The sequence below is a fragment of the Pantoea sp. AG702 genome (assembly GCF_003182295.1).
In the GTDB taxonomy this organism is placed as follows: Bacteria; Pseudomonadota; Gammaproteobacteria; order Enterobacterales; family Enterobacteriaceae; genus Pantoea; species Pantoea ananatis.
Map to the genome: position 1 here is coordinate 103,487 of NZ_QGTU01000007.1, position 25,830 is coordinate 129,316.

At 51.2% G+C, this 25,830-nt stretch carries 24 protein-coding genes; 14 read left to right on the forward strand and 10 right to left on the reverse strand.

What is annotated here, in order from left to right; all coding sequences use genetic code 11:
* Window positions 1-140: 140 nt before the first annotated feature.
* Both DFO57_RS17530 and DFO57_RS17535 read right to left on the reverse strand, forming a co-directional pair.
* Window positions 141-569, reverse strand: a complete 429-nt coding sequence (locus tag DFO57_RS17530; RefSeq protein ID WP_013024026.1) for an organic hydroperoxide resistance protein — start codon at window positions 567-569, stop codon at window positions 141-143.
* A gap of 93 nt (window positions 570-662) precedes the next feature.
* Complete coding sequence (locus DFO57_RS17535) at window positions 663-1,127, reverse strand: MarR family winged helix-turn-helix transcriptional regulator (RefSeq protein ID WP_013024025.1); 465 nt, start codon at window positions 1,125-1,127, stop codon at window positions 663-665.
* A gap of 59 nt (window positions 1,128-1,186) precedes the next feature.
* Here DFO57_RS17535 and DFO57_RS17540 point away from each other — a divergent pair, with 59 nt between their 5' ends.
* From DFO57_RS17540 to tnaB, 4 genes are all read left to right on the forward strand, one after another.
* Complete coding sequence (locus DFO57_RS17540) at window positions 1,187-1,780, forward strand: HD domain-containing protein (RefSeq protein ID WP_013024024.1); 594 nt, start codon at window positions 1,187-1,189, stop codon at window positions 1,778-1,780.
* A gap of 459 nt (window positions 1,781-2,239) precedes the next feature.
* On the forward strand, window positions 2,240-2,317 hold the full coding sequence (tnaC, locus tag DFO57_RS23105; protein WP_104933743.1) for a tryptophanase leader peptide: 78 nt from the start codon (window positions 2,240-2,242) through the stop codon (window positions 2,315-2,317).
* Between the two features lie 266 nt (window positions 2,318-2,583).
* Window positions 2,584-4,002, forward strand: coding sequence for a tryptophanase (gene tnaA / locus DFO57_RS17550; protein ID WP_022623757.1), 1,419 nt, complete (start codon window positions 2,584-2,586; stop codon window positions 4,000-4,002).
* Window positions 4,003-4,114: 112 nt separating this feature from the next.
* The gene (tnaB, locus tag DFO57_RS17555) at window positions 4,115-5,362 is read left to right on the forward strand and encodes a low affinity tryptophan permease TnaB (protein WP_110015551.1); all 1,248 of its coding nucleotides are present in this window, start codon (window positions 4,115-4,117) and stop codon (window positions 5,360-5,362) included.
* Window positions 5,363-5,476: 114 nt separating this feature from the next.
* Here the strand turns inward: tnaB and DFO57_RS17560 are convergent, their stop codons facing one another.
* Entirely contained in the window at window positions 5,477-5,770 is a 294-nt protein-coding gene (locus DFO57_RS17560) for an HTH-type transcriptional regulator (protein WP_014607017.1), read from the reverse strand.
* Between the two features lie 1,017 nt (window positions 5,771-6,787).
* Here DFO57_RS17560 and DFO57_RS17570 point away from each other — a divergent pair.
* From DFO57_RS17570 to DFO57_RS17590, 5 genes are all read left to right on the forward strand, one after another.
* The gene (locus DFO57_RS17570) at window positions 6,788-7,504 is read left to right on the forward strand and encodes a DUF3053 domain-containing protein (protein ID WP_019106243.1); all 717 of its coding nucleotides are present in this window, start codon (window positions 6,788-6,790) and stop codon (window positions 7,502-7,504) included.
* A gap of 436 nt (window positions 7,505-7,940) precedes the next feature.
* On the forward strand, window positions 7,941-9,875 hold the full coding sequence (locus tag DFO57_RS17575) for a PTS mannitol transporter subunit IICBA (RefSeq protein ID WP_014607019.1): 1,935 nt from the start codon (window positions 7,941-7,943) through the stop codon (window positions 9,873-9,875).
* Window positions 9,876-9,968: 93 nt separating this feature from the next.
* Window positions 9,969-11,117, forward strand: coding sequence for a mannitol-1-phosphate 5-dehydrogenase (gene mtlD, locus DFO57_RS17580; protein WP_110015552.1), 1,149 nt, complete (start codon window positions 9,969-9,971; stop codon window positions 11,115-11,117).
* Between the two features lie 7 nt (window positions 11,118-11,124).
* Window positions 11,125-11,727 (forward strand): mannitol operon repressor MtlR, encoded by a 603-nt coding sequence (gene mtlR, locus DFO57_RS17585; RefSeq protein WP_014594981.1) that lies wholly within the window; start codon window positions 11,125-11,127, stop codon window positions 11,725-11,727.
* 102 nt (window positions 11,728-11,829) lie between these two features.
* The gene (locus tag DFO57_RS17590) at window positions 11,830-12,192 is read left to right on the forward strand and encodes a YibL family ribosome-associated protein (protein ID WP_014607021.1); all 363 of its coding nucleotides are present in this window, start codon (window positions 11,830-11,832) and stop codon (window positions 12,190-12,192) included.
* A 7-nt stretch (window positions 12,193-12,199) separates the two neighbouring features.
* Here DFO57_RS17590 and DFO57_RS17595 read toward each other — a convergent pair whose 3' ends face one another.
* The 3 genes from DFO57_RS17595 to fdhD all read right to left on the reverse strand — a co-directional run bounded on the left by DFO57_RS17595 (window position 12,200) and on the right by fdhD (window position 15,157).
* Window positions 12,200-13,162 carry a VirK/YbjX family protein gene (locus DFO57_RS17595; RefSeq protein ID WP_022623756.1) on the reverse strand — a complete coding sequence of 321 codons (963 nt, stop codon included), beginning with the start codon at window positions 13,160-13,162 and terminating at the stop codon, window positions 12,200-12,202.
* A 290-nt stretch (window positions 13,163-13,452) separates the two neighbouring features.
* Window positions 13,453-14,070, reverse strand: coding sequence for a superoxide dismutase [Mn] (sodA, locus tag DFO57_RS17600; protein WP_014607023.1), 618 nt, complete (start codon window positions 14,068-14,070; stop codon window positions 13,453-13,455).
* Between the two features lie 262 nt (window positions 14,071-14,332).
* The gene (fdhD, locus tag DFO57_RS17605) at window positions 14,333-15,157 is read right to left on the reverse strand and encodes a formate dehydrogenase accessory sulfurtransferase FdhD (protein WP_031284268.1); all 825 of its coding nucleotides are present in this window, start codon (window positions 15,155-15,157) and stop codon (window positions 14,333-14,335) included.
* Window positions 15,158-15,602: 445 nt separating this feature from the next.
* Here fdhD and fdhE point away from each other — a divergent pair, with 445 nt between their 5' ends.
* Window positions 15,603-16,526 carry a formate dehydrogenase accessory protein FdhE gene (fdhE, locus tag DFO57_RS17610; RefSeq protein ID WP_014607025.1) on the forward strand — a complete coding sequence of 308 codons (924 nt, stop codon included), beginning with the start codon at window positions 15,603-15,605 and terminating at the stop codon, window positions 16,524-16,526.
* Between the two features lie 36 nt (window positions 16,527-16,562).
* Window positions 16,563-17,174, forward strand: coding sequence for a glutathione S-transferase (locus DFO57_RS17615; RefSeq protein ID WP_014607026.1), 612 nt, complete (start codon window positions 16,563-16,565; stop codon window positions 17,172-17,174).
* A gap of 133 nt (window positions 17,175-17,307) precedes the next feature.
* Here DFO57_RS17615 and DFO57_RS17620 read toward each other — a convergent pair whose 3' ends face one another.
* The gene (locus DFO57_RS17620; protein ID WP_024472027.1) at window positions 17,308-17,868 is read right to left on the reverse strand and encodes an Ail/Lom family outer membrane beta-barrel protein; all 561 of its coding nucleotides are present in this window, start codon (window positions 17,866-17,868) and stop codon (window positions 17,308-17,310) included.
* Window positions 17,869-18,460: 592 nt separating this feature from the next.
* Between DFO57_RS17620 and DFO57_RS17625 the strand changes: the two genes are divergently transcribed.
* Window positions 18,461-19,201 carry a MipA/OmpV family protein gene (locus DFO57_RS17625; RefSeq protein WP_015701319.1) on the forward strand — a complete coding sequence of 247 codons (741 nt, stop codon included), beginning with the start codon at window positions 18,461-18,463 and terminating at the stop codon, window positions 19,199-19,201.
* A 229-nt stretch (window positions 19,202-19,430) separates the two neighbouring features.
* Here DFO57_RS17625 and glyS read toward each other — a convergent pair whose 3' ends face one another.
* Complete coding sequence (gene glyS / locus DFO57_RS17630; RefSeq protein ID WP_014607029.1) at window positions 19,431-21,500, reverse strand: glycine--tRNA ligase subunit beta; 2,070 nt, start codon at window positions 21,498-21,500, stop codon at window positions 19,431-19,433.
* A gap of 9 nt (window positions 21,501-21,509) precedes the next feature.
* A complete protein-coding gene (gene glyQ, locus DFO57_RS17635; protein ID WP_013024007.1) occupies window positions 21,510-22,421 on the reverse strand; it encodes a glycine--tRNA ligase subunit alpha in 912 nt (303 codons plus the stop codon).
* Between the two features lie 281 nt (window positions 22,422-22,702).
* Between glyQ and DFO57_RS17640 the strand changes: the two genes are divergently transcribed.
* Window positions 22,703-23,698 (forward strand): acyltransferase, encoded by a 996-nt coding sequence (locus DFO57_RS17640; protein WP_014594971.1) that lies wholly within the window; start codon window positions 22,703-22,705, stop codon window positions 23,696-23,698.
* A gap of 2 nt (window positions 23,699-23,700) precedes the next feature.
* Here DFO57_RS17640 and yieH read toward each other — a convergent pair whose 3' ends face one another.
* Window positions 23,701-24,363 carry a 6-phosphogluconate phosphatase gene (gene yieH / locus DFO57_RS17645; RefSeq protein WP_014607031.1) on the reverse strand — a complete coding sequence of 221 codons (663 nt, stop codon included), beginning with the start codon at window positions 24,361-24,363 and terminating at the stop codon, window positions 23,701-23,703.
* Window positions 24,364-24,512: 149 nt separating this feature from the next.
* On the opposite strand from yieH, the gene DFO57_RS17650 reads away from it, so the two are divergent.
* Window positions 24,513-25,826 carry an NCS2 family permease gene (locus DFO57_RS17650; protein ID WP_110015553.1) on the forward strand — a complete coding sequence of 438 codons (1,314 nt, stop codon included), beginning with the start codon at window positions 24,513-24,515 and terminating at the stop codon, window positions 25,824-25,826.
* Window positions 25,827-25,830: the final 4 nt, after the last annotated feature.

Sequence of the window (25,830 nt, forward strand, 5' to 3'; positions counted from 1 at the left end):
AGACGTCATAATGCGAAGTGGCACAGTTAACCATGCGGCAACAAATTAGACCAGAAAATATTCCCGGACAGGACGTTTCAAAAACGTCACTCAGAAAGGCGCAGAGAGAAAAAAGGGCCTGTATTCAGGCCCTTAAGCGTTTAGCGAATGATATTCAGCGTGACATCAATGTTGTTGCGTGTGGCATTTGAATAGGGACAAACGATATGAGCCGCATCAACCAGTTTCTGCGCTTCGGCTTCGTCCATTTCAGGCAGGTGAATATTCAGCGTTGCTTCAATACCGAAACCATTGGGGATAGGGCCAATACCCACTTCACCTTCAATCCATGCATCTTTTGGCATCGCAATTTTGTCACGGCCAGCAACGAACTTCATTGCCCCCAGGAAGCAAGCTGAGTATCCCGCGGCAAAAAGCTGCTCCGGGTTAGTGACTTCGCCACCTGCACCGCCCATCTCTTTCGGTACACCCAGTTTCACATCCAGAACGCCGTCAGATGAGGTTGCACGACCATCACGACCACCGGTAGCCTTAGCTTTTGCACGATAAACCACTTGTTCTAAAGACATATCTGCTCTCCATTACACTATTTAATCGCTCGCGACTTATCAATAAGCACCGAGCTGCGAAGTTTGACTCGTTTCTACATCCAGATTAAAAATTTAGCGCGGCACCATGAGTTTGTCACGTAACTGGTTCAACTGCAGTTTGAGCGAATTCATTTCATCTTCGCTGCAGTCAGATGCACACTGAATCTCATCAGGAATGCTTTCAGCCTGCTGGCGCAGCGAACGCCCTGCATCCGTTAAACTCACGACGACCTGACGTTCATCCTGACGGGAACGCTGGCGATTAAGTAAGCCCGCATTTTCCAGCCGTTTCAGCAGCGGCGTCAGCGTTGCAGAATCCAGAAAGAGGCGTTCACCAATTTCTGATACGGTCAGTGAATCCTGTTGCCACAGTACCAGCATCACCAGATATTGCGGATAGGTAATATCCATCTGCGTGAGCAACTTACGGTATACTTTATGCATCGCCAGGTTGGCGGAATAAAGTGCAAAACAAAGTTGCTGATCGAGCAACAGTGGCGCAGCTTTCACTTTTTTGTCATTTTGATTACTGTTCATAGACGCAATATAAATAGCGCGCTAGTTAATTGCAAGCAATTTATGAAATGAGGTAGTGCATGCAGGATTCTCTGGAAGAACGGGCGCGTCGCTATGCCACACAAGCCCATGCCGAAACGGGTCAACGACGCAAATATACCGATGAGCCCTACATCGTGCATCCCGCTGCCGTTGTGGAACTGGTCAGAAGCATTACCGATAATCCTGTGATGCTGGCCGCCGCCTGGCTGCATGATACCGTGGAAGATACGGCGACCACCCTCAATGATATCCAGACGCATTTTGGTGACGAGGTCGCGAAGCTGGTTGAGATGCTGACCAACACGGCACCACAGAGTGCAAAGAACCGTGCGGCACGTAAAGTGGCCGATTTTCGCCATACGGCTCAGGCCAGCCCAGAGGCACAAACGATAAAGCTGGCTGACATTATTGACAATACACGTTCAATTGTTCGTTTCGATCCCCATTTCGCCCGTGTTTATCTGATTGAAAAAAGGGTGCAAATTCAATTACTCAGACAGGGCAACACAGAACTCTGGCGTCAGGCTTCTGCCAATATTGAAAATGGCATTGCGCAACTGGCTGAGGCTCCCTATAACGTGCCCGAAAAGTGGTTTGTGAAGCAAGCCGCGAAATACGGTGGGTTGAGCTAAAACCCGCCGCTGCATGTGGTCGCCTTTGAAGTAAACTGCACAGGGTAAGCCAGTCATCAGGAACCGATTATATGGTTTACAGGTTTACAGGTTTACAGGTTTACAGGTTTACAGGTTTATAGGCTTACAGGCTTACAGGCTTACAGGCTTACAGGCTTACAGGCTTACAGGCAACGATAAGCCCGACCTGGGGATCCCCAATCGATTACGATCAGCACGGCTTTCTCTTTTACAGCGATCAGAGAGGGCATATGAATGTGTAGAAAAAATCGGGTTTTTAAAAAGTAATTAGCAAGCAGGGAAACTGTCAAAAAAATGTATTTTTAAAATAAAAAATAAATAACTATTAAGACAGAAAGAAGGTTTCATGTGATATCAGTCACGATAACTAAACGTAATGCTAGACATAAATAATTAATATAATAGGGTGGCACTATGTTTAATGAGAGTTGAAATATTATGATCATCTTAAACAGCAGCAGTGTAATATCCAAATGGTTTAATATTGATAATGTTATTGTCAATCACCTGCCTTAACGTCTTCTTTTTACAATCGCCCATCTCTTTCGACTGACAGGGTCGTAATTTATCGGGCGCATTTTCACTCATTCAGACTTTAAAAACCCTGCATTATGGGTGCGATCCGTTTACTTGCCCAAAACTGGCTATTGAAAACGCGATGCAACATACAATGCAGTCACGTTTCTTATCGGCTGAAACAGGATAAAAACATTTGCCCGGGTTTTTAATTCATTCATTAAAAAACCTACGGCATCGGCACGTCTGAATAAAAGGACATGATGATGAATAACTTTAGACACTTACCTGAGCCATTCCGTATTCGTGTTATTGAACCCGTCAAACGCACTACACGAGAGCATCGTAATGCAGCGATGATAAAAGCCGGAATGAATCCATTCTTGCTGGATAGCGAAGACGTTTTTATTGATCTTCTCACCGATAGCGGAACCGGCGCCGTTACGCAAAATATGCAGGCTGCTATGATGCGAGGCGATGAATCTTACAGTGGCAGCCGCAGTTATTACGCGTTAGCGGAAGCGGTAAAAGCTATTTTTGGTTATGCCTATACTATTCCAACACATCAGGGCCGTGGCGCAGAACAAATTTATATTCCGGTATTAATAAAAAAACGGGAGCAAGAAAAAGGTCTGGACAGAACAAAAATGGTGGCCTTCTCGAACTACTTTTTTGATACCACACAGGGCCACAGCCAGATAAATGGCTGTACCGTGCGGAATGTTTATATCAAAGAGGCTTTCGATACGGCGGTTCGCCACGACTTCAAGGGCGACTTTGATCTTGAGCGCCTGGAGAAAGGCATCCAGGATGTCGGCGCGGAGAATGTGCCCTATATTGTTGCCACTATTACCTGCAATTCCGCCGGCGGGCAGCCCGTGTCACTGGCAAACTTAAAAGCCATGTACCAGATTGCAAAAAAATATGACATTCCGGTGGTCATGGATTCAGCCCGCTTTGCTGAAAACGCGTACTTTATTCAGCAGCGGGAAAAAGCGTACAAAAACTGGACAATCGAAGCGATTACCCGGGAAAGCTATAAATATGCTGACATGCTGGCCATGTCGGCAAAAAAAGATGCGATGGTCCCCATGGGTGGCTTGTTGTCTTTCAAAGATGACAGCTTCTTTGATGTGTACACCGACTGCAGAACACTTTGCGTTGTTCAGGAAGGATTCCCCACCTATGGTGGGTTAGAAGGCGGCGCAATGGAACGCCTGGCGGTAGGCCTTTATGACGGCATGAATCAAGACTGGCTGGCTTATCGTATCAGTCAAATTCAATACCTGGTTGATGGCCTTGAATCGATTGGTGTGACCTGCCAGCAAGCCGGTGGCCATGCTGCCTTTGTGGATGCCGGAAAATTATTGCCGCACATTCCGGCGCATCAGTTCCCGGCTCAGGCCCTCGCCTGCGAGTTATATAAAGTGGCCGGTATCCGGGCAGTGGAGATCGGCTCGTTTTTGCTGGGCCGCGATCCTAAATCAGGAGAACAACTGCCCTGTCCGGCCGAACTGTTGCGGTTAACCGTTCCCAGAGCCACCTACACACAAACGCATATGGACTTCATCATCGAAGCTTTTGAGCATGTGAAAGAGAATGCGAGCAACATAAAAGGCTTAGCCTTTACCTATGAGCCTAAGGTTTTGCGCCATTTCACCGCAAAACTTAAAGAGATTTCATAGTCATACCTGTACAGTGAGCAGCTGTTTTGGCCACGGCTGCTCCATTACCCTGCCTGTCAGGCATAAAAATTATAACAACGATAAAAGCGAAGAATATTGTTGAGAGGACACCATGGAAGAAAATACAGATCAGAAACACTCCGCCTTTTGGGGCGTGATGGTTATCGCTGGAACCGTAATCGGTGGGGGGATGTTTGCACTCCCTGTCGATCTTGCGGGCGCGTGGTTCTTCTGGGGCGCTTTCATTTTGATCATCGCCTGGTTTTCCATGCTTCATTCCGGTCTGCTGTTACTGGAAGCTAACCTGAACTATCCAACAGGCTCAAGCTTCAATACATTGACCAAAGATCTGCTGGGCAAAAGATGGAATGTAATAAGCGGTATTACCGTTGCTTTTGTGTTGTATATACTGACTTACGCTTATATCTCCGCTAACGGCGCGATTATTAGCGAAACCCTGTCCATGCATTCCAGCACGACGATACCTTCACGTGTTATCGGCATCGGTACAGCGGTTTTCGTTGCCAGCGTGTTATGGATTAGCTCTCTGGCAGCCAGCAGAATCACCTCGCTCTTTTTGGGTATTAAAATCTTAGCCTTCGTCATTGTTTTTGGCTCTTTATTTTTCAAAGTTGATTTTTCAATCCTCAGCGATGTTAGCGGTATCAGTGAAAGCAATCGTTATTTTCCCTATATATTTATGGCCGTTCCGGTTTGCCTTGCCTCTTTTGGCTTTCACGGTAATATCCCCAGTCTGATTATTTGTTATGGAAAACGAAAAGATAAGCTGGTTAAAAGCATTGTTCTTGGTTCACTGCTGGCGCTGTTTATCTATCTTTTTTGGCTGTATTGCACCATGGGGAATATCCCGCGTGAAAAATTCAAAGAAATCATTTCTTCGGGCGGAAATGTTGACGCGCTGGTGAAGTCTTTTATGGGAACGCATCCTGGCGGCGTCATTGAATTTTTCTTACTGGTTTTTTCTAATCTCGCCGTGGCCAGCTCTTTCTTTGGGGTCACGTTGGGGTTGTTCGACTATCTGGCGGATCTGTTTAAAATCGATAATTCCCACTTTGGACGATTTAAAACAGTGCTGTTAACCTTTCTACCTCCCGGCATCTTATATTTGCTCTTCCCGAATGGTTTTATTTACGGTATCGGTGGCGCAGGATTGTGCGCAACAATCTGGGCAGTTATCGTCCCTGCCCTGCTGGCATTAAAATCGAGAAAACGCTTTCCCGATAAAACATTCACTGTCTGGGGCGGAAAGGTTATTCCGGCTGTGGTCATTTTATTTGGTGTTATCGTCATCATCTGCTGGTTTGGCAATGTGCTTAACATCTTGCCAAAGTTTAGCTGACCGACAGGACGGACTGGAAACGGGTTTAACGAAGCCTGTCAACAGGGAGAGGTATTGAACGGCCGGTCACTCACGTGACCGGCGCCAACAAAAGCCGGGATACGACTTAGTGACTTAATCGAGTAACTGACGCCCAAGGTAAGGATTGGCGTGAAGTAATTTCATCAATTTTTGTGCAGTTGCGGAAGGACGCGTACGCTGGGCTTCCCAGCTTTTAACCGAAGAAACGCTAACGCCCATAATCCTGGCAAACTCATCTACCTGCATTCCTGCCATTTCGCGTAAACGCTGTGGCTCTGGCACGGCTGGCTGACGCTGAGTTTGCAGCGCTACAGGGCTGTTATCACGTGTCAAAACAATCTGCTCAAGGCTGCTGAGCAATTCAAACATTGGGTCTTTTAACTCCATAGAGAACTCCTTAAAACTCACTATGAATCACGTGAAAGAAGGTACAAGAACCTGAAATCAGGCTCAGAAACCGGATTAAGCAAGCTGCATCCCTTAAGAGTTTGTTTTTATTGTAAGAAAACCCTTATGGGACACAGCCTGACCTGCATTGCTGTTAAACATGTCAACACAATGCCACAAATGCCGGGAGACTAAGTATGGATAGATACCTGACAATTTGCAGCGCAAATTAGACATTTTTTTTAACTTTACAATTCTGAAAAATGGTTAAGCAACTTAACCTTTTGAAGCGATTGGTTTTGTTACCACAGCGTCTGTCAACAGCGCTGGTCGCGTTTTCTTTATGGCCGGCAATCAGGTGATGAACTGGCCAGGATAACCGCACCGGCTCTGTGAGTTGATTGCAAAATATGCGCCAGACTTTCATTTTTTGAACACATACTGGCTGGAGAGTGCTGTCAGCCATCACGCCTTTCTTGCTGCCAAAATAAAAAAACACTTGCCAGCCCTGACGTAGGTGGCGCCGGAAGCGCTAAAAAGGGAGTCAGCTTTATCATCGAAGGACAACATGACATTTTAATTATAGTGAACACGATAATTTGTGCGATTCGTGCCAGTGATTGCGTTCATGCAGGCGTTTGCACCACTTTAATGCAGACGAACAATTTTAGGGCAACTCGTTAATGGACGTTTAACGTTAACGATTCAGATGGAACATCTGTGTCGCTCGAAACATAAGATGGAATTAATTATTTATGACCTATACTTACGGATCCGTTAGCTTCCCTTCGCGCGGGCTCGTTATCGGTGCAAAAAAGCCTGAGTCGCGGATGCGCTGGCCTTCTTTTCTGACACCATAAGCCTGTAACATCATCTTAAACACGCTTAAGGCAAACTTTCTTACAGGTTATGGCCTTACATCGCGCTTTCGCATTGTGTGGCCGTTATCCTTTGTTCTATTCTTTAGGCCACTGCTTATCCGGACATCAGCCAGTTTTACCGACAGGAGTTGAACCCATGGCTTCAGGCATTTCCCGTATCCTGGCACGCAGCGGCATTTTGCTGACTGGCGTGCTTCTTGTGCTGCAACTTACCGCATGTGGTGATAAAGAGGGCGAACAGCGCAAAGCGTTTATCGATTTTCTGCAAAATACCGTTATGCGTAGCGGTGAACATCTACCCAGCCTGAGTGAAAATCAGAAACAAAGTTTTGGTCCTTTCACCGGTGATTACGCCATTCTTTATGGCTTCTCGCAGCAGGCGAACAAAGCTGTGGATCAGGGGATGCGTCCGGTGGTGGATGAACTTTCTGCTATTCATGTGCCGCAGGACTATCTGAGCCGCCACGACTCACTGGCCCAGGCCAACAGCGCGTTGACGGTGGCTACCCAGCAACTGGAAACCGCAAAAATGCAGGCAGATAAAAGTAAAAGCGCGCTTAAGCAAAACGACGACCTGAAAAAAGTCTTCGATACCGCGTATGACAAAGTGGTGACGCAGCCTGCTGGCCAGTTGATCCCATTGCTACCCAAACTGCAGGCACTTAGCCAGGATGCTGTAAAGACAGGTGAGTTTTTGCAGGCTCAGGGAACACGCGTCAGTTTCAATAACGGTGGCGTTCAGTTCCCAACTCAGGAACAGGCGACGCAATATAATGACTTAATGACGAGCTTATCAGCTAATGTGCAAGCGCTGAGCCAGGCTAAAAATGCAGTACAGGGTAATTTGCAATAATCGGCGTGCAGGGGACGGATCATTCACCGCCTAACCTGAGCCACGTGAAATCATGATTCCGCATTCAAACGGGCCTGATCAAAATGTGATCCGGCCCGTTTTTCATTAAATTAAATTGTGATCTTAGTCTCATTTATCAAACAAAGCTCAACGCCATAAATGTGATCGCAATCACTATAAATCGATTTCGATGGCTAAAAATCCGTCGTCTTATCGCCGTAATGGCTCATTTCTGTGATAAAAGTCACTTAATAACCCCCCATCCCCCCGACATAAATGTGACCTAAATCACACTAAGCCTCGTGCACTACGCAGTCCACTATTCGCGTGATAAAGTCCGCCTGCATACAGTAATACTGACGGCTAATCGCCGTAGTGGCTAAACAAAAACAAACGCGCGCTCCTGTTGCAGCGCGTCTCAACAAGGGGTGGGCTTATGTCCTCATCAGTAAAGGTCAAAGTACAAAGCTTTGGTCGCTTTTTGAGTAATATGGTGATGCCTAACATTGGCGCATTTATCGCCTGGGGTATTATCACCGCGCTGTTTATTCCAACAGGATGGATCCCTAACGAAACGCTGGCGAAACTGGTCGCCCCAATGATCACTTACCTGCTGCCACTCCTGATCGGTTATACCGGTGGACGCCTGGTCGGTGGCGATCGCGGTGGGGTGGTTGGCGCAATCACTACGATGGGGGTAATTGTCGGTGCTGATATGCCGATGTTCCTCGGCTCAATGATTGCGGGCCCACTTGGCGGCTGGGCGATCAAATCCTTTGACCGTATGGTTGACGGTAAAATCAAAAGCGGCTTTGAGATGCTGGTGAACAACTTCTCTGCCGGTATTATCGGTATGCTGTTGGCCATGCTGGCTTTTATGGCGATTGGTCCGCTGGTTGAAGGTCTTTCACACATTCTTGCCACGGGCGTTAACCTGATGGTGCAGAACAACCTGCTGCCATTGACGTCAATCTTCGTTGAACCTGCAAAAATCCTGTTCCTGAACAACGCGATTAACCACGGGATTTTCTCACCTCTGGGTATTCAGCAGGCAAGTGAAGCAGGGAAATCAATTTTCTTCCTGATCGAAGCTAACCCGGGTCCGGGGATGGGCGTGCTGATGGCCTATATGTTTTTTGGTCGCGGCAGTGCTAAACAGTCTGCTGGGGGCGCGGCGATCATCCACTTCCTGGGCGGCATTCACGAGATCTACTTCCCTTACGTGCTGATGGCACCACGCCTGCTGCTGGCCGTCATCCTTGGCGGAATGACCGGTGTCTTTACGCTGACCGTACTGCACGGTGGTCTGGTATCGCCTGCTTCACCAGGTTCTATCCTGGCCGTATTAGCCATGACGCCAAAAGGAGCTTACTTTGCCAATATCGCCGCCATCTTTGCTGCATTTGCGGTGTCGTTTGTGATTTCTGCCATTTTGTTGAAGACCAGCAAAGTGAAAGAAGATGACGATATCGAAGCGGCGACGCAGCGTATGCGTGATATGAAAGCGCAGTCAAAAGGTCAGAGTCTGACAGGTGCGCCGGTTGCGAGCGACGCGATGAGCGTAGATCTGGACCATGTGCGTAAAATCATTGTGGCCTGCGATGCAGGTATGGGCTCAAGCGCCATGGGCGCTGGTGTCCTGCGTAAGAAGGTCCATGATGCAGGTCTGAGTAACGTGTCGGTCACCAACAGCGCGATTAATGCCTTACCGGGTGACGTTGATCTGGTGATTACCCATCGCGATCTTACTGAACGAGCCATCCGTCAGGCGCCTCATGCCCAGCACATTTCCTTAAATAACTTCCTGGATAGTGCACTTTATAGCACGCTGACCGAGCGCCTGGTGGCGGCTAATCGCAGTGAAGCTAACCGCGAAGCCGTACAGAAGACGCTGGGTGACAGCTACGATGACAGCCATGCCAACCTGTTTAAACTCGGCCAGAGCAACGTTTTCCTGGGGCTGAGTGCCAGCAATAAAGAGCAGGCGATTCGCTTTGCCGGTGAGCAGTTAGTCAAAGGCGGCTACGTAGAACCCGAATACATTGATGCCATGCTGGCGCGCGAAAAGCTGACGCCAACCTATCTTGGCGAGTCGATTGCTGTGCCGCACGGTACCGTTGAAGCGAAAGACCGTGTACTGAAAACGGGTGTGGTTTTCTGCCAGTACCCTGCCGGCGTTCAGTTTGGCGAGGAACCTGATGAAGTGGCACGTTTGGTGATTGGTATAGCTGCCCGCAATAACGAGCACATTCAGGTGATTACCAGCCTGACGAACGCGCTCGATGATGAGCAGGTCATTGAACAACTGGCACGTACAGAAAGTGTACAGGATGTTCTGGATCTGTTATCAGGCAAACCCGCTGTAGCATAATCGGGTCCGACATTTCCCTGGGGCGGTTGTGCCCGTCCCATTTTTTGGGGGCGGACATGCCCGCCCCATCGTTATTTGATATGGGTCAATTTTATGAAAGCGTTACATTTTGGAGCAGGCAACATCGGTCGTGGTTTTATCGGCAAACTGCTGGCAGATGCCGGTATTGAGCTGATTTTTGCAGATGTGAATCAGGCAGTGCTGGATGCCCTTAATGCACTTCATGAATATCCCGTGCATGTGGTAGGTGAACAGGCCAAAGTTGAAGTGGTTAAGGGCGTTAGCGCCGTGAACAGCACCAGCGACGACATTACTGGACTGATCGCGGATGTCGATCTCGTTACCACTGCCGTTGGTCCGCAAATCCTTGAGCGCATCGCTGCCAGCGTGGCAAAAGGTCTGGCCAAACGCAGTGATAACGGCAATGTTCGGCCGTTAAATATTATCGCCTGTGAAAATATGGTGCGTGGAACCAGCCAGCTTAAGCAGCACGTGCTACAGGCGCTGCCTTCTGAATATCATGTCTGGCTCGAACAACACGTTGGCTTTGTGGATTCAGCAGTAGACCGTATTGTTCCCCCTTCTGAAGCAGGCAGTCAGGATCCGCTGGAAGTCACGGTGGAAACCTTCAGCGAATGGATTGTGGACAAAACCCAGTTTAAAGGCGAATTGCCCACCATTCCGGGCATGGAACTGACCGATAACCTGATGGCCTTTGTGGAACGTAAACTTTTCACCCTGAATACCGGCCACGCAATTACGGCCTATCTGGGGCAACAGGCGGGGCACCAGACTATTCGCGATGCCATTCTCGATGAGAATATTCGCGCGGTCGTCCAGGGTGCGATGGAAGAAAGTGGCGCGGTACTAATTAGACGCTACGGCTTCGAAGCAGACAAGCATGCTGCTTATATTCAAAAAATTATTAGCCGCTTTGAAAATCCCTATCTGAAAGATGACGTTGAACGCGTAGGTCGTCAGCCAATCCGCAAGCTGAGCGCAGGCGACCGCCTGATTAAACCGACACTCGGCACGCTGGAATATGGCCTGCCGCATGCCAACCTGGTTCAGGGCATTGCTGCTGCAATGCATTATCATAGCGATCAGGATCCCCAGGCGCAGGAGTTAGCCGCGCTGCTGGCGGAAAAAGGTCCGCAGGCAACCTTAGCGCAGGTTTCAGGACTGGATGCTGAGAGTGAAATAATAAAAGAGGCCGTGAGTGCCTGGCACGCCATGGCATAATAGCCCCATGTTAGCGACCCAGATCGGGGGCAATAAACGGGCCCCCGACAGCAGCACTACACTGATGCAGGCAAGAATGGAAGAAAAGCAGGCTTTTGAAAACCGGGTGCTTGAACGCCTGAACGCTGGACGCTCGGTGAGAAGCTTTTTGTTCGCCGCTGTCGAGTTGTTAGCTGAAGCCGTCAATGTGCTGGTGCTGCAGGTATTCCGTAAAGATGACTACGCGGTGAAATACGCCGTAGAGCCCTTGCTGCTGGGTGACGGTCCGTTAGGTGAGCTCTCCGTCAGGCTCAAGCTGATCTATGGCCTTGGCGTGATTAGTCGGCATGAATATGAAGACTGTGAGTTACTGCTGGCGCTGCGTGAAGAACTCAATCATGACGCGGGCGATTACCGTTTTACTGATGATGAAATTCTGGGACCCTTTGGTGAATTGCACTGCGTGGCGGCCTGGCCCCCCGTTCCCACATTTCATGCTGAAGATGCAGCACTACAGGCGATGCAGCAGCAACGTTATCTGCAGATGGTACGCTCCACTATGGTCCTGTCACTCACCGAACTGATTTCCCGCATTAGTATGAAACAGGCGTTTAAAAAGTCAGTCAGCTAAATCCCGCCGGGAGCCTCAAGGCTCCCCTTTTCACGCTAACCACCGAGAATCTACGTTAAATTTGGTGTATCCTTAGCCTGTTTTCCTCAACGAGTTGTTGTCATGAAAGAGCAAGAAAAAAACGAAATTAAACGTCTCAGCGATCAACTTGACGCGCTGAATCGTAAAGAGCCTCAGTTACTCGAATCAGGTGATGCTGAAAAGCTGGGCGCGTTGCTGAAAGAGAAAGAAACGCTGGTAACGGAAATTGAGCGCCTTCGCAGTCAGCGTGACGTTAAGCTGAGCCAGGAAGCGCAAAAACTGCAAAAATTGCCGTTCAGCCGCGAAATTACGAAAAAAGAGCAGGCAAATTTAGGCGCATTGAAGAAAAGCGTGCGCGGCCTGGTGGTGGTGCATCCTATGACCGCGCTGGGACGAGAAATGGGGCTTAGCGTTATGACCGGATTTGCTAAAAACGCCTTTTGATCATGTTTCAGGCAGCGGCCCGATCGCTGTTTTGCTGGCCAGTAGCAGTCCCAACCTGCTCTGCCAGCGTATCCAGCAGCGTATAACGACGGCGGTATTCCGCACGCTTCTTACTGGCAATCTCTTCCAGCGTTTTACGCGGCAGCGCCAGCGGCAGCATAAAGACGCCGTCAGCACGCTCCTTTCCGTTGATCGTCAGCCAGAAATCGCTGTAGCTGGCATGGAATTTATCCTCTTTACTCTGGCGATAACGCAGGCTGCGAAAAACATGCGTTTCATCCCCTACCGCCGCTATTTTCCTGACACCACATTGCTGAGATAAAATAAAGACGACTTCCATCAATAAGCGTTTAGGAAATAAACCATGTGCCGCTTTGGTTGCATCACGAATAACATCATTACTGATACTTTTACGCGGTCCCTGTAAGCCACCGATTAAGAGTGTGCGCGCGTTATCCTCGTTCAAGATCGTGAATGAAAGTGAGGCTAAGCCTTCTCCCTGATAACGCAAGACTAAGGTTATTTCACCTTCACGATCGTAATAACCTGAGCTACAGGCAATAACAAAATCTTCATCATTTTTACCCTTCAGCCTGGCCAGCACGCTCTCTTCGCCACTTTGTAAAACCTGGCGAAGTTGAAGATTATCCAGGCTGTTCATTAAATGATAATGGTCGAGAATAGCCTGGGCGCGTGCAGCTACACCCATTCCGGCACGCAGATAAGGGCGATGTAACTTCGCGGGTAAGACTCCCTGCACACGCATTAATTGCGAAAACCGGGGTAACTCTGAGAGCTGCTGTAAATAGCGCAATGTGGTCACGGGCGCAATCAGCGTCCTTAAGGCAAATTTAAAACGGAATTGACGGCTTAGCCAACGTTTATTTGGCACGTACTTTCCGCTGACCAATTGAAAAAAAAGAGAGGCATACGAATCAGCAACCGGCTCGTGTGTAGTATAAATAGACATGGCATAAGTTCTTATTAATTTGATAGTGGCGCTGATGATAAAACGAGCGACATCAACGACAGGTTAATGACTCAAATTGTTAAAAACTTACCGGGATAAACTGACGCTTCGTTTAATTCTGGTTTAACTGACTTCGAACGTTGGGCTTTAAAGGTGGGAAGCGGTGCGGGCAGCGCAGCATCAGCTATCGCAATGGCAACATTCAGACCGGAAAAGGACGAAAACCTGATGTTCGGGCGAAAAAAAACCGGCAGAACAGGTTCTGCCGGTCAGGTCTCTTGGGTTATCGCTTACTTAGCCGATGCAAAGCGGGCTGCCGCTTCGTCCCAGTTAACCACGTTCCAGAACGCTTTGATGTAGTCCGGACGCTTGTTCTGATACTTCAGGTAGTAGGCGTGTTCCCACACATCCAAACCAATGATCGGATAGCCAGAAACGCCAGCGACGGCCTCGCCCATCAGTGGATTATCCTGGTTAGCAGTGGAAACCACGGCCAGTTTGTCGCCTTTTTTAACCAGCCAGGCCCAACCTGAACCGAAACGGGTGGTCGCCGCTTTCTCAAACTCTTCCTGGAATTTCTCAACGCTACCAAAATCTTTCTCAATAGCCGCCTTCAGTTCGCCCTGAAGGGTCGTGCCGGTTTTCAGGCCTTTCCAGAACAGACTGTGGTTAGCATGACCACCTGCGTTGTTGCGCAGCGGGCCTTTTTTGTCTGCTGGCAGCTGATCCAGCTTAGTGATCAGTTCATCAACGGGCAGATCAGCAAATTCAGTGCCTTCCAGCGCCGCATTGGCGTTGTTGACATAGGTCTGATGATGTTTGGTGTGATGGATTTCCATCGTCTGCTTGTCAAAGTGCGGTTCCAGTGCGTCGTAGGCGTAAGGCAGGGATGGCAGTGAATAACTCATGTTCTTCCTCTCCATTTAGTGTTTGAGCAGCACGACAATGTCGGCACGTGCCGCGTAAGCAGTCTTATCATTATAGTTAAATTCATGATCGGTAAAAGCGTAATCAATGCCCTATTAAACATAAGGTTTTGAAAAAACATGCAAAGACTGCGCATTTTTCGTTTGATGCTGACCGCAAAACGGGCTTCGCGCAGGCGCAGTCAGCGAGCCCGTGACGGCCTGATAACCGCTTCTGCAGGCACTCATTCGCGCTGCTCAGCATTTACATCAGCCGCTGTGGATGAGTGTAAATGGTCGCCCGGCCCGGCTTACTGAAACCGACAAGGGTAAGGTTGCAGCGTTCTGCAACCTCAACAGCCAGTCGGGTCGCAGCGGAGACGGCAAACAGAATCTCCACGCCGCACATTGCAGATTTCTGCACCATCTCATAGCTGGCGCGACTGGAAACTAACAGGGCGCCCTCGCCCCAGGCGGCCTGACTGCGATAGCCCAACAGCTTATCCAGCGCCACATGACGACCGACGTCCTCGCAGCCGTGAATCAGCACACCATCAGGCTGTATCCAGGCCGCTGCATGGGTACAGCCCGTTTTTTGCCCCACTGGCTGAAACTGGTTAAGTTGCCCCAGTGCGCGATCCAGATGCGCTAACGTAAACCGCTGGGTGAACGGCAACGGCGTAAGCGGCTTACCAATCTGGTCCAGTTGCTCAACCCCGCAAACGCCACAGCCGGTCCGCCCCGCCAGGGCCCGTCGCTGCGCTTTCAGCGCCATAAAACGACGGCTGGATAGCTCAATCTGTACCTCAATGCCATTGCAACCCGCGACCACATCCATACCGAAGATATCTGCCGGCGCATCGATAATGCCTTCAGAGAGAGAAAAACCGATGGCAAAAGCCTCCAGGTCTTTGGGCGTTGTCATCATCACGACGTGGGAAATGCCGTTATAAACCAGCGCCACGGGAACCTCTTCCGCTAGCCAGTCAGCCCGGGAGTGATGTAAATCGTCACGTTGCCACACCAGAGTTTCACGTAGACCGGCATTCCCGATTACATCAGCATCACTTCTCGCCTCGTTTTTATTCACTTTTTTCTGATCCTGGCTGATTCCGCAATGATTGAAAGGTAATAGTATTCCGTTATGCTGAATAGTGCCTATTCTGAACCTGCTGACAGAGAGCAACAAGCGCATGGCACCCTGACAGCATAAAGCGTGAAATGGCGCGCGGCTGGCCTGGCATGCTCGATGTCTATCTGTATGAAATCATCCAGCCTCGGGAAAAATACATTTCATCCACAAGGACGGGATTTGGACTGCTATGATCAGCCTGTCGGGAACATTGATGAGATCCTGAAATGCTGCAATCTTCTGACTGACGACGAGTCCTGTCATGATGGAGATAACCGCAACAGAAAAAACGTAAAACCGGCGACAAAGCCACCGTCCGAATGGCCTGAGCCACGACTGAAAACCTATTCTTGCTGGTGTCGTGAATCGCGTAATCAGCCAACAAAACAGGAAAATGCCCTCTATGAGCATCCGCATTATCCCGCAAGATCAGTTGGAGAAGAGCGAAAAAAATCCAGCGGAGACAATCCCGCCGTTACTTTTCCCCCAGTTGAAGCGTTTATACAGCCGCCGCGCCGCGCGACTGCGTGATCTGGCCGCTAAAAATCCACTGGGCGATTATTTACGCTTTGCCGCCGTCATAGCCCAGGCGCAGGAAATTGTGCTGTATGACCATCCGCTGCAGATGAATCTTCATGCCCGCCTGGTACAGAGTGCTCAGGAAGGCAAACCGCCGCTGGATATTCATACTTTACCGCGGGATACGCACTGGCACCGCCTGTTGCATTCGCTGATTGCGGAACTTAAACCCGAGATGAGCGGCCAGGCGCTGGCAGTGCTGGAGAACCTGGAAAAAGCCTCTGCCAGCGAGCTGGAAACGATGGCCAGCGCACTCTTTGCGGGCGAGTATGCTCAGGTCAGTAGCGACAAAGCGCCTTTTATCTGGGCGTCACTGTCGATTTACTGGGCGCAAATGGCGGCGTTGATACCGGGTAAAGCACAGGCAGAGATGGGCAATCAACGCCAGTACTGCCCGGTGTGCAACAGTATGCCCGTTGCCAGCATGGTTCATATGGGCACCGACGAAGGCGCACGTTACCTGCATTGCAATCTGTGCGAAAGTGAGTGGTACGTGGTGCGTAGCAAGTGCACAAACTGCGAACAATCCCGCGATCTTCACTACTGGTCGCTGGACAGTGAACATGCAGCAGTAAAAGCTGAAAGCTGTGGTGACTGTGGTAGCTATCTGAAAATCTTGTACCAGCAAAAGAATCCGGCAATTGAACCCGTCGCGGACGATCTCGCTTCTTTGGTGCTGGATGCCCGTATGGAGCAGGAAGGCTTTACACGAAGCAGTCTGAATCCCTTTATGTTCCCTGGTGAATAGCTATTGCTAAAAAACCTCGCTAAACGGAGCTACGCAATGAAACTGATTGGCAGCTATACCAGCCCTTTTGTACGCAAGATATCTATCATCATGCTGGAAAAAGGTATGATGTTTGAATTCGTTAATGCTTCGCCTTACAGCGATGACAGCCACGTTCCGCAATATAATCCGTTGGGAAAAGTGCCTGCACTGGTCGCGGAGGACGATCAGATCTGGTTCGATTCCAGCATCATCGCTGAGTACCTGGAACAGCGCAGCCCGACGCCTGCTTTATTGCCTGACACTTCCCTCGCATCGTTAAACGTTCGTCAGCTCGAGAAGTTAGCTGACGGTATCAGTGACGCGGCGCTGGTGATTGTGCGTGAGCAGTTACGTCCGGGCGATATGCAGTCAGAAGAGGTTTTACTGCGTAATCGTGAAAAGATTCAGCGTGGCCTGGACAGCCTGGAAGCCTCCGTGAACGAAGGAAAATGGATCAACACTGGCGCACTTAATCTGGCGGATATTGCGACGGGCTGCATGATCGGTTATCTGAATTTCCGTCGCGTCGTGCCGAACTGGTGCGTTGGCCGCCCGGCGTTAGTCAAGCTGGCAGAAAACCTGTTTCAGCGCGAAAGCTTTGCCCGAACCACGCCGCCCGCATCCTGATCACTCGGCGCAGCAAGTTGCCCGCCAGGATGCCGGTCGCCGGGTTTCTGAAGGGCCAGCGGCGTTATGCGTATTCTGAAGCGGTGAGAGGCACGCCGCGAAGGATGCAGAGCAAATCTGCATAAACGTGCAATCAGAAACGGTAACCCACCCCCAGATTAACGCCGTTAACAGCGCGTTGCTCTCCTTCAACCCGGGTGCGGGAACCTTCGTAACCCAGGGTTACAGACAGATAATCAACCGGGTTAATGATAATACCGGCCCCGTAAGCCAACGCATTGGTCGTCTCCGAAAACTGGATGTCCTGAGGCATTCCCTGAGAATCATAGCCGTGATACTGGCGGCTCATCGCGGCATGGGAAAAGCCGGCCAGCGCATAAACACTGACCCGCTGATTCAGACGATATGCCGGCCCCGCCAGTAAAGAATAATATTTTGCGCTTACGTGATCGGACGTATGGCGCTGAAAAAAAGAACTGTTGCTGTCCTCACTGTTCTCCAGAGTGGTGAAAGAGGCCACTACGCTAACCGGCGAGTCCCACTCATAACGATATTGCAGATTCATACCGGGCATATTTTTAAAATCTTCAACTTTACTCTGCGCATAGCCTACAGACAGCGTTTGACTTGCCACTGCGGGCACCGCACCACTCAGCAGCGCACAGAAAATAGCGGAAATAATCACCTTGTTCATACAACAGTCCTGATAATAAAAAACAGGTGGCGCATCGCACCCTGTTAATTCTCTGATACAGACAGCCTTATCCTTTCAAGACAGGGCTGTGAGTTCAGTATTATTCAGCCCTGTCTCATCCGAAATGAAACAGCCTGTTTGCGCCAGATATTTTCTTTTTAAGCCTTGCCACTCACGGGAAAAACATCATTAGATCGCGGTAAACCTGCGAAATTAACGGTTATCTGGCGGAACGGGACCTTAACAAAAACACCTTATTCCCACAATAAATAAAGGGATAACATTGACGGAATTCAGGACCGATTGACGATTGATTGATGTTACGTCCCAGTAGTCAGAGAAGGTAGCGGTAATCAGGGGATGAACCCGGTAAGAATAAGCATCGCCGCGCCTTGCATTGCTGCAGCGAGTCCGCTATATCTTTCGCTCAGGCCCTGTCCTGAAGCGGCCCGGCGCGCGCGGGCCGTAAGCCAGGGTAAAAGGCAGTTCATTACCACGCTCAGTTTTTTTATTTACGCTCCGGCCTCGTCATGGGCTGTGAGACCTGGCAGCCCACTGCCTCAGACAGACGAAAACCGGACAAATCACTATCATGCGATCACACTTCAGAATGGCCTTGTGCTGCCTCCTGGTCGGTAATATCACACAGGCCTGGGCTGAGGGGCTGACGCTGGGCGCCCAGGGCGAGGCGAACTTTACGCCTTATCGCCAGTACAAAACGCAGTTTTCAGGTCTGCCTTATGTAGGATATGACAACAACCATGTCTATATTGACGGCACCGAAGTCGGCGCCTATTTGATCAAAGATGACACCACACAGCTAAAGGCGCGCTGGTGGTATCTGGATAACGAATTCGATCCCGGCCAGTCATCTGACCCGGCGCTTCGACAGCTAGACATCCGCCACAGCACCATGATGGGCGGCATCAGCTATCAAAAGATAACCCCCGTCGGTGCTTTCAGAACGGAACTCTCTGCGGATACGCTGAATGAAAGCCGGGGATTACTGGGAACGGTCGCATGGGCGGGCCAGGTGTCGTTCATGCAGTTGGACGTTTATCCGCAGGTTGGGGTGGACTGGCTGAATAAGCAGCAGGCAAGCTATTACTACGGCGTGAACGCTCAGGAATCCGAGCGCAGCGGTTTACCTTCCTGGCGTCATCAGGGCATTACGCCGTGGCTTGCTTTGGCGTTTGACTGGCACCCGGTTACGCCGTTGCATATTTATCTTCAGCCCAAAGTCACCTTCCTGACTGGCGCACTTCGCGACAGTCCGATGACGGATCAACAGTATTACTGGACGCTTTCTTCAGGCGTTACCTGGACATTTTAAAGCGGGCATTCGGGCTGTGCCGCCACGATGCCTGGCGGCTTGAGATAGACTCGCGGATAGCGCCGCCTGTGCCGGTAACCGGCTGCAGCGCCTGAATATAAACATGCTCTACAGATGAGATTTCACATATCGCCCTGTCGATGGGCAACGTACCTCGATTATTCAAGACGGGACACACAGAATAAAAAAGGGACGATTTCTCGTCCCTTTTCAACGTCGTCGAGGCCGGTTACTGCAGTAGCGAAATATCAGCGACCTGCAGGAACAGTTCGCGCAGTTTCGACAGCAGCGTCAGACGGTTAATCCGCACCGCCTCGTCTTCCGCATTAACCATCACTTTATCGAAGAAGTTGTCTACGGCTTCGCGCAGCTGCGCCAGCTCAATTAACGCATCCTGATAGCGACCTTCTGCAAAGTAAGGCTGCAGTTTACTGCTCAGAGCGGTCACGAAGGTGGCCAGCTGAATCTCTTCATTCTCTTTTAACAACGACGCCTGCACGCTGTCATTCAGCGGTTCGGTCGATTTAGCCAGAATGTTAGAGACGCGCTTATTGGCAGCGGCCAGCGCGGCAGCCTCATCCAGCGTGCGGAAGTGTGAGACCGCCTTCATGCGGGCATCAAAGTCGGCCGGACGGGTTGGACGACGTGCCAGTACCGCCTGCAGCGTATCAATGCTGTGGCCTTCTTCCTGATACCAGCTGCGGAAGCGACCCAACATAAAGTCGATGACGTCATTAACCGCATTGGCATTGCTCAGCTTGCTGCCATACAGGCGCACGGCTTCTTCGGTCAGCGTTTGCAGATCGAGTGGCAGATTTTTTTCTACGATAATGCGCAGCACGCCCAGCGCGGCACGACGCAGTGCAAAGGGATCTTTATCGCCCTTTGGATGCTGACCAATACCAAAAATCCCGGCCAGCGTGTCCATTTTATCGGCAATCGCCAGCGCACAGGCAACCGGGCTGGACGGCAAATCGTCCCCTGCGAAACGCGGCTGGTACTGCTCGTTCAGCGCCACCGCAACATCTTCGGCTTCGCCGTCATGACGCGCATAGTGCATGCCCATCACGCCTTGCGTGTCGGTGAACTCAAACACCATATTGGTCATCAGGTCGCATTTGGACAGCAGGCCCGCGCGCGTGGCGTGATTCACATCAGCACCAATCTGCGCTGCGACCCAACCGGCAAGGGCCTGAATACGATCGGTTTTGTCACGCAGCGAACCCAGCTCTTTCTGGAACAGCACGGTTTCGAGGCGCGGCAGGTGATCTTCAAGGCGCTTTTTGCGGTCGGTATCAAAAAAGAATTCGGCATCCGCCAGACGCGGGCGTACAACCTTCTCATTACCGGAAATGATCTGCTGCGGATCGCTGGACTCAATGTTGGTCACAAAAATGAAGTTTGGTAGCAGGTTGCCTTCCGCATCATAAACCGGGAAGTACTTCTGATCGCCTTTCATGGTGTAAACCAGCGCTTCAGACGGCACCTTAAGGAATTTTTCCTCAAAGGTGGCGGTCAATACGACCGGCCATTCCACCAGCGACGTCACCTCTTCCAGCAGGCTGTCGCTGAGGTCAGCGACCCCACCTAAACGACGCGCCGCGGCTTCTGCATCGGCTTTAATCATGGCCTTGCGAACCTGATAGTCAGCAATGACCTGACCGCGCTTTTCAAGCACATCCGGATACTGATCGGCGTTCTCCAGCGTGATCTCACTTTCGCCCATGAAGCGGTGACCACGAATAACGCGATCTGACTTAATGCCAAGGATCGTGGCGGGAATCAGTTCATCGCCCAGCAGCAGGGTGACGGTATGCACCGGACGCACAAACTGCACGTCGCTGTCGCCCCAGCGCATCAGTTTAGGTACTGGCAGTTTACTCAGAGCAGTGGCAACCATTCCTGGCAGCAATGCCTGAGCAGCCTCACCTTTAACCTGGGCACGATAAACCAGCCATTCGCCTTTGTCGGTGCTCAGGCGTTCAGCCTGCTCAACCGTAATACCGTTACCGCGTGCCCAGCCTTCCGCTGCTTTAGTGGCATTGCCTTCTGCATCGAAGGCCGCCGCGACCGCAGGCCCACGCTTTTCTACTTCACGATCGGGCTGGGAGGCACTCAGGCTGGCGATTTTCAACGCCAGACGGCGCGGGGCAGCAAACCAGCTTACCTCGCCATGGTTCAGATTAGCCGCATCCAGCTCGGCAGTCACCTGAGCAGCAAAGGCTTCCGCCAGGCTGCGTAATGCTTTCGGTGGCAGCTCTTCGGTGCCGATTTCCACCAGGAACGTTTTGTCAGTCATGGCTGCCTCTTACTTTTTGTTATTGCACATCGGGAAGCCCAGCGCTTCGCGAGAAGCGTAATAGGCTTCAGCCACGGCTTTAGTCAGGGTGCGGATACGCAGAATGTAGCGCTGACGCTCCGTCACCGAGATCGCTTTACGCGCGTCCAGCAGGTTAAAGCTGTGTGCGGCTTTCAGAATGCGCTCGTAAGCAGGCAGCGGAAGAGGTTTTTCCAACGCCAGCAGCTGCTGCGCTTCTTTCTCATACTGCTCAAAACAGGTGAAGAGAAAATCCACGTCGGCGTATTCAAAGTTGTAGGTAGACTGCTCGACTTCGTTCTGGTGGAACACGTCGCCGTAGGTTGTTTTACCTAACGGACCGTCGCTCCAGACCAGATCGTAAACGCTGTCAACGCCCTGGATGTACATCGCGAGGCGCTCAAGACCGTAGGTGATCTCACCGGTTACCGGTTTGCACTCCAGGCCACCTACCTGCTGAAAATAGGTAAACTGCGTCACTTCCATGCCGTTAAGCCACACTTCCCAGCCGAGTCCCCAGGCACCCAGCGTAGGGTTTTCCCAGTTATCTTCGACAAAGCGAATATCGTGCACCGTGGGATCCATACCCAGCTCTTTCAGCGACCCAAGGTACAGCTCCTGAATGTTGTCCGGCGATGGCTTGATGATCACCTGAAACTGGTAATAGTGCTGTAAGCGGTTCGGGTTTTCGCCGTAGCGGCCGTCGGTAGGACGGCGGGACGGCTGCACATAGGCGGCGGCAATCGGCTCCGGGCCAAGTGCGCGCAGGCAGGTCATTGGGTGTGAAGTACCAGCGCCCACTTCCATGTCCAGTGGTTGAACAATGGTGCAGCCCTGGCGCGCCCAGTAATCCTGCAATGTCAGGATCAGGCCCTGAAAGGTCTTGGTATCAAACTTTTGCATGATGAGTTCGCACGCGGTTCGGCTAGATAAAAAAAGAGTGCGACAGTATACCCTTTGACCGCGCGATGTGCAGCCGGAAATCCTGCCGCGCAGCCTGGAGAGTGGATTTTAGGATGACGTTCAGCGCCACAGCGATGCTGAACGGCAAAATTAACCTGTGCCGTTTGGCTTTTTTCATGCGATCTTGCGCACAGAGGGTTCTGAAACCCTGTCGGCGCGCTTGTTGACTGCAACGCGACTGGCTACGCTTTGCACCGGGACGCACTGCGCCAGAGGAAACCATGTCGCAAAAGATTTACTGGATAGATAATTTGCGGGCAGTTGCCTGCCTGATGGTCATCGTCATCCATACCACCACCTGGTATCTGGCCGGGCCGATGGCGATAAAAGGTCACTGGTGGGACATCGCCAACCTGCTCAACTCAACGTCACGCATCTGTGTGCCGCTGTTTTTTATGATTTCCGGCTACCTGTTCTTTGGCGAACGCAGCGCACAACCCCGTCATCTATGGCGACTCGTCGGATGCCTGCTGTTTTACAGCGCCGTCGCGCTGGTCTATATCAGCCTGCTAACGCCCATCGGTGAAGGCCGTTCAATATTGAAAATGCTACAGAAACCGGTGTTTTATCATCTGTGGTTTTTCTTCGCGCTGATCGGCATTTACCTGCTATCGCCCTTAATTCAGGTCAAAAGCGTGCGCCCCCGCTATGTGGCGGTGCTGGTGCTGGTTGTGGCGGTGCTGGCTAATCCCAATACCATGGATCAGTCATGGGGGCGGTTTCACTGGTTACCGATCAACCTCTATCTGAGCGGAGACAGTATTTATTACCTGCTCTACGCGCTGTTAGGGCGTGCTATCGGCACTATGGAAACAGACAGGCGCGGCGTAACTGCGCTGGCGGTCTTGGCCTTCCTGGCCTGCGTGACCGGTATTATGTTGGGCACTAAACGGGCATTAATCGTCAACGGCGCATTTAACGATACCTGGTATCTCTATTGTGGACCGCTGGTGTTTATTGCGGCCATCAGCGCCCTGCTGGTGTTCAAAAATGCCTTTAATCAACGCACCCTGCCTGGCCTGGCGACGATTTCGCGCTACTCGCTGCCCATCTACGGTTTTCACGCGCTGTTTATCCATTTCATCCGTACAAATCACTATGACGATATGACGCGTCCCTGGTTGGATCTGCCCGCCGTCTTTATGGTCACCCTGGCAGGCAGCCTGCTTCTGGCGATGCTGCTCAGTCGGCTGGACAGGCGCCACTGGGTAACCTGAGGCTAGGTTGTCAGGTTCCAGCCCCGCGCACGCCACAGTTCAGGCAGCGCCGCCATATCCGTAAACACCGTGACCAGCGGGTGATCCAGTTCCGGGTTGTGCGCGTCGGCACAGTAGTAGAACACTGGCATGCCAGCGGCGATTCCGGCCCGCGCGCCCGCTTCAGAATCATCCACTAAAATACAACGCTCAACAGGCACTCGCATTTGCTCTGCGGCGTGAAACATCAGCTCAGGCTCGGGTTTCCAGTGACCAATGTCGTAACCGCTGTAAAGGCGCTCGGCAAAGTAGTCCAGCATGCCGGTTAATCCCAGCGAGTGCTGCATCTTCTTGACCGTACCGTTGGATACCACGCACACCGGGACGTTCATCTGCGCCACCAACGCTTTCGCCCCGGCTATCGGCTTCAACTCCAGATCGAAAAGTCGGGCAACTTCACTCCGGTAGGCGGGTTCAAGTTCGTCCAGCGGTAATCTGACCCCATGCGACTCGCTAACGTCACGGATGATGTCATACAGTTTCACCCCTTTGTACTTTTCGAACATCTCCTGCAGGGAGAGCGTAATACCGTAACGGGCAAAGGTGGTGACGTAAGCGCGTGTACAAAGCACTTCGCTGTCTACCAGGGTACCATCACAATCGAAAAAGACGCATTCTGCTGACATCTGACTCCATCCTTTTAGTTGGGTGCCCCTACACTCTACCCTAAGCCTGACGCGTTGTGATAATGGCAATCGGTTGCGAAAAATCATTGTATTGCCCGGGCAAAATCGCCAGGATACGCGCCGGTGAAATTTTCTTCCGGATAAACGGCATGAACAAACAAAGCCTTTTTCAGCGCGTATTTAAATTGCAGGAACACGGTACAACGGTTCGTACCGAGATCATTGCTGGCGTTACCACGTTTTTAACCATGGTATACATCGTTTTTGTAAACCCACAAATTTTGGGTGTGGCAGGGATGAACGCCCAGGCGGTGTTCGTAACGACCTGTCTTATTGCCGCATTCGGCAGCATCCTGATGGGCCTGTTCGCCAATCTTCCGGTCGCACTGGCACCGGCAATGGGCCTCAATGCCTTTTTTGCCTTCGTCGTCGTGGGTGCTATGGGTTACTCGTGGCAGGTCGGTATGGGCGCCATCTTTTGGGGCGCGCTGGGGTTGCTTATCCTGACGCTGCTGCGTATTCGCTACTGGATGATCGCCAATATTCCACTTAGCCTGCGCGTGGGCATTACCGCCGGTATTGGCCTGTTCATTGCCATGATGGGCCTGAAAAACGCCGGCATTATTGTGGCCAACCCGGATACGCTGGTCACTGTGGGCAACCTCAGCTCGCATAACGTGCTGCTGGGTGCTCTGGGTTTCTTTATTATCGCCATTCTGGCGTCACGCAATATTCACGCCGCCGTGCTGATTTCGATGATCGTCACCACGGCGATTGGCTGGATGCTGGGCGACGTGAAGTTTGTGGGTCTGTTCTCTGCGCCTCCGTCCATCACCTCTGTGGTCGGTCAGGTCGATATCAAAGGCGCGTTCAATATTGGCATGGCCGGCATCATCTTCTCTTTTATGCTGGTCAATCTGTTTGACTCATCAGGTACGCTGATTGGCGTCACCGATAAAGCCGGCCTGGTCGATGAAAAAGGGACTTTCCCACGGATGAAACAGGCGCTCTATGTCGACAGCATCAGTTCCGTTACTGGCGCGCTGGCAGGGACCTCTTCCGTTACGGCCTATATTGAAAGTACGTCTGGCGTCGCCGTTGGTGGTCGTACCGGACTGATGGCGGTCGTCACCGGCCTTCTGTTCCTGCTGGTCACATTTTTATCACCGCTGGCAGCCATGGTTCCGGCCTATGCCGCAGCGGGCGCGCTGATCTACGTTGGCGTGCTGATGACCGCCAGCCTGTCGCGGGTTAAATGGGACGATCTGACGGAGGCCGTTCCCGCTTTTGTTACGGCCGCGATGATGCCGTTTAGCTTCTCCATTACGGAAGGCATCGCGCTGGGCTTTATTGCTTACTGTGTCATGAAACTTGGCACCGGGCGCTGGCGTGAAATCAGCCCCTGCGTGGTGATTGTCGCGTTACTGTTTGTGCTTAAAATCGCGTTTATCGACGCACACTGAGCGC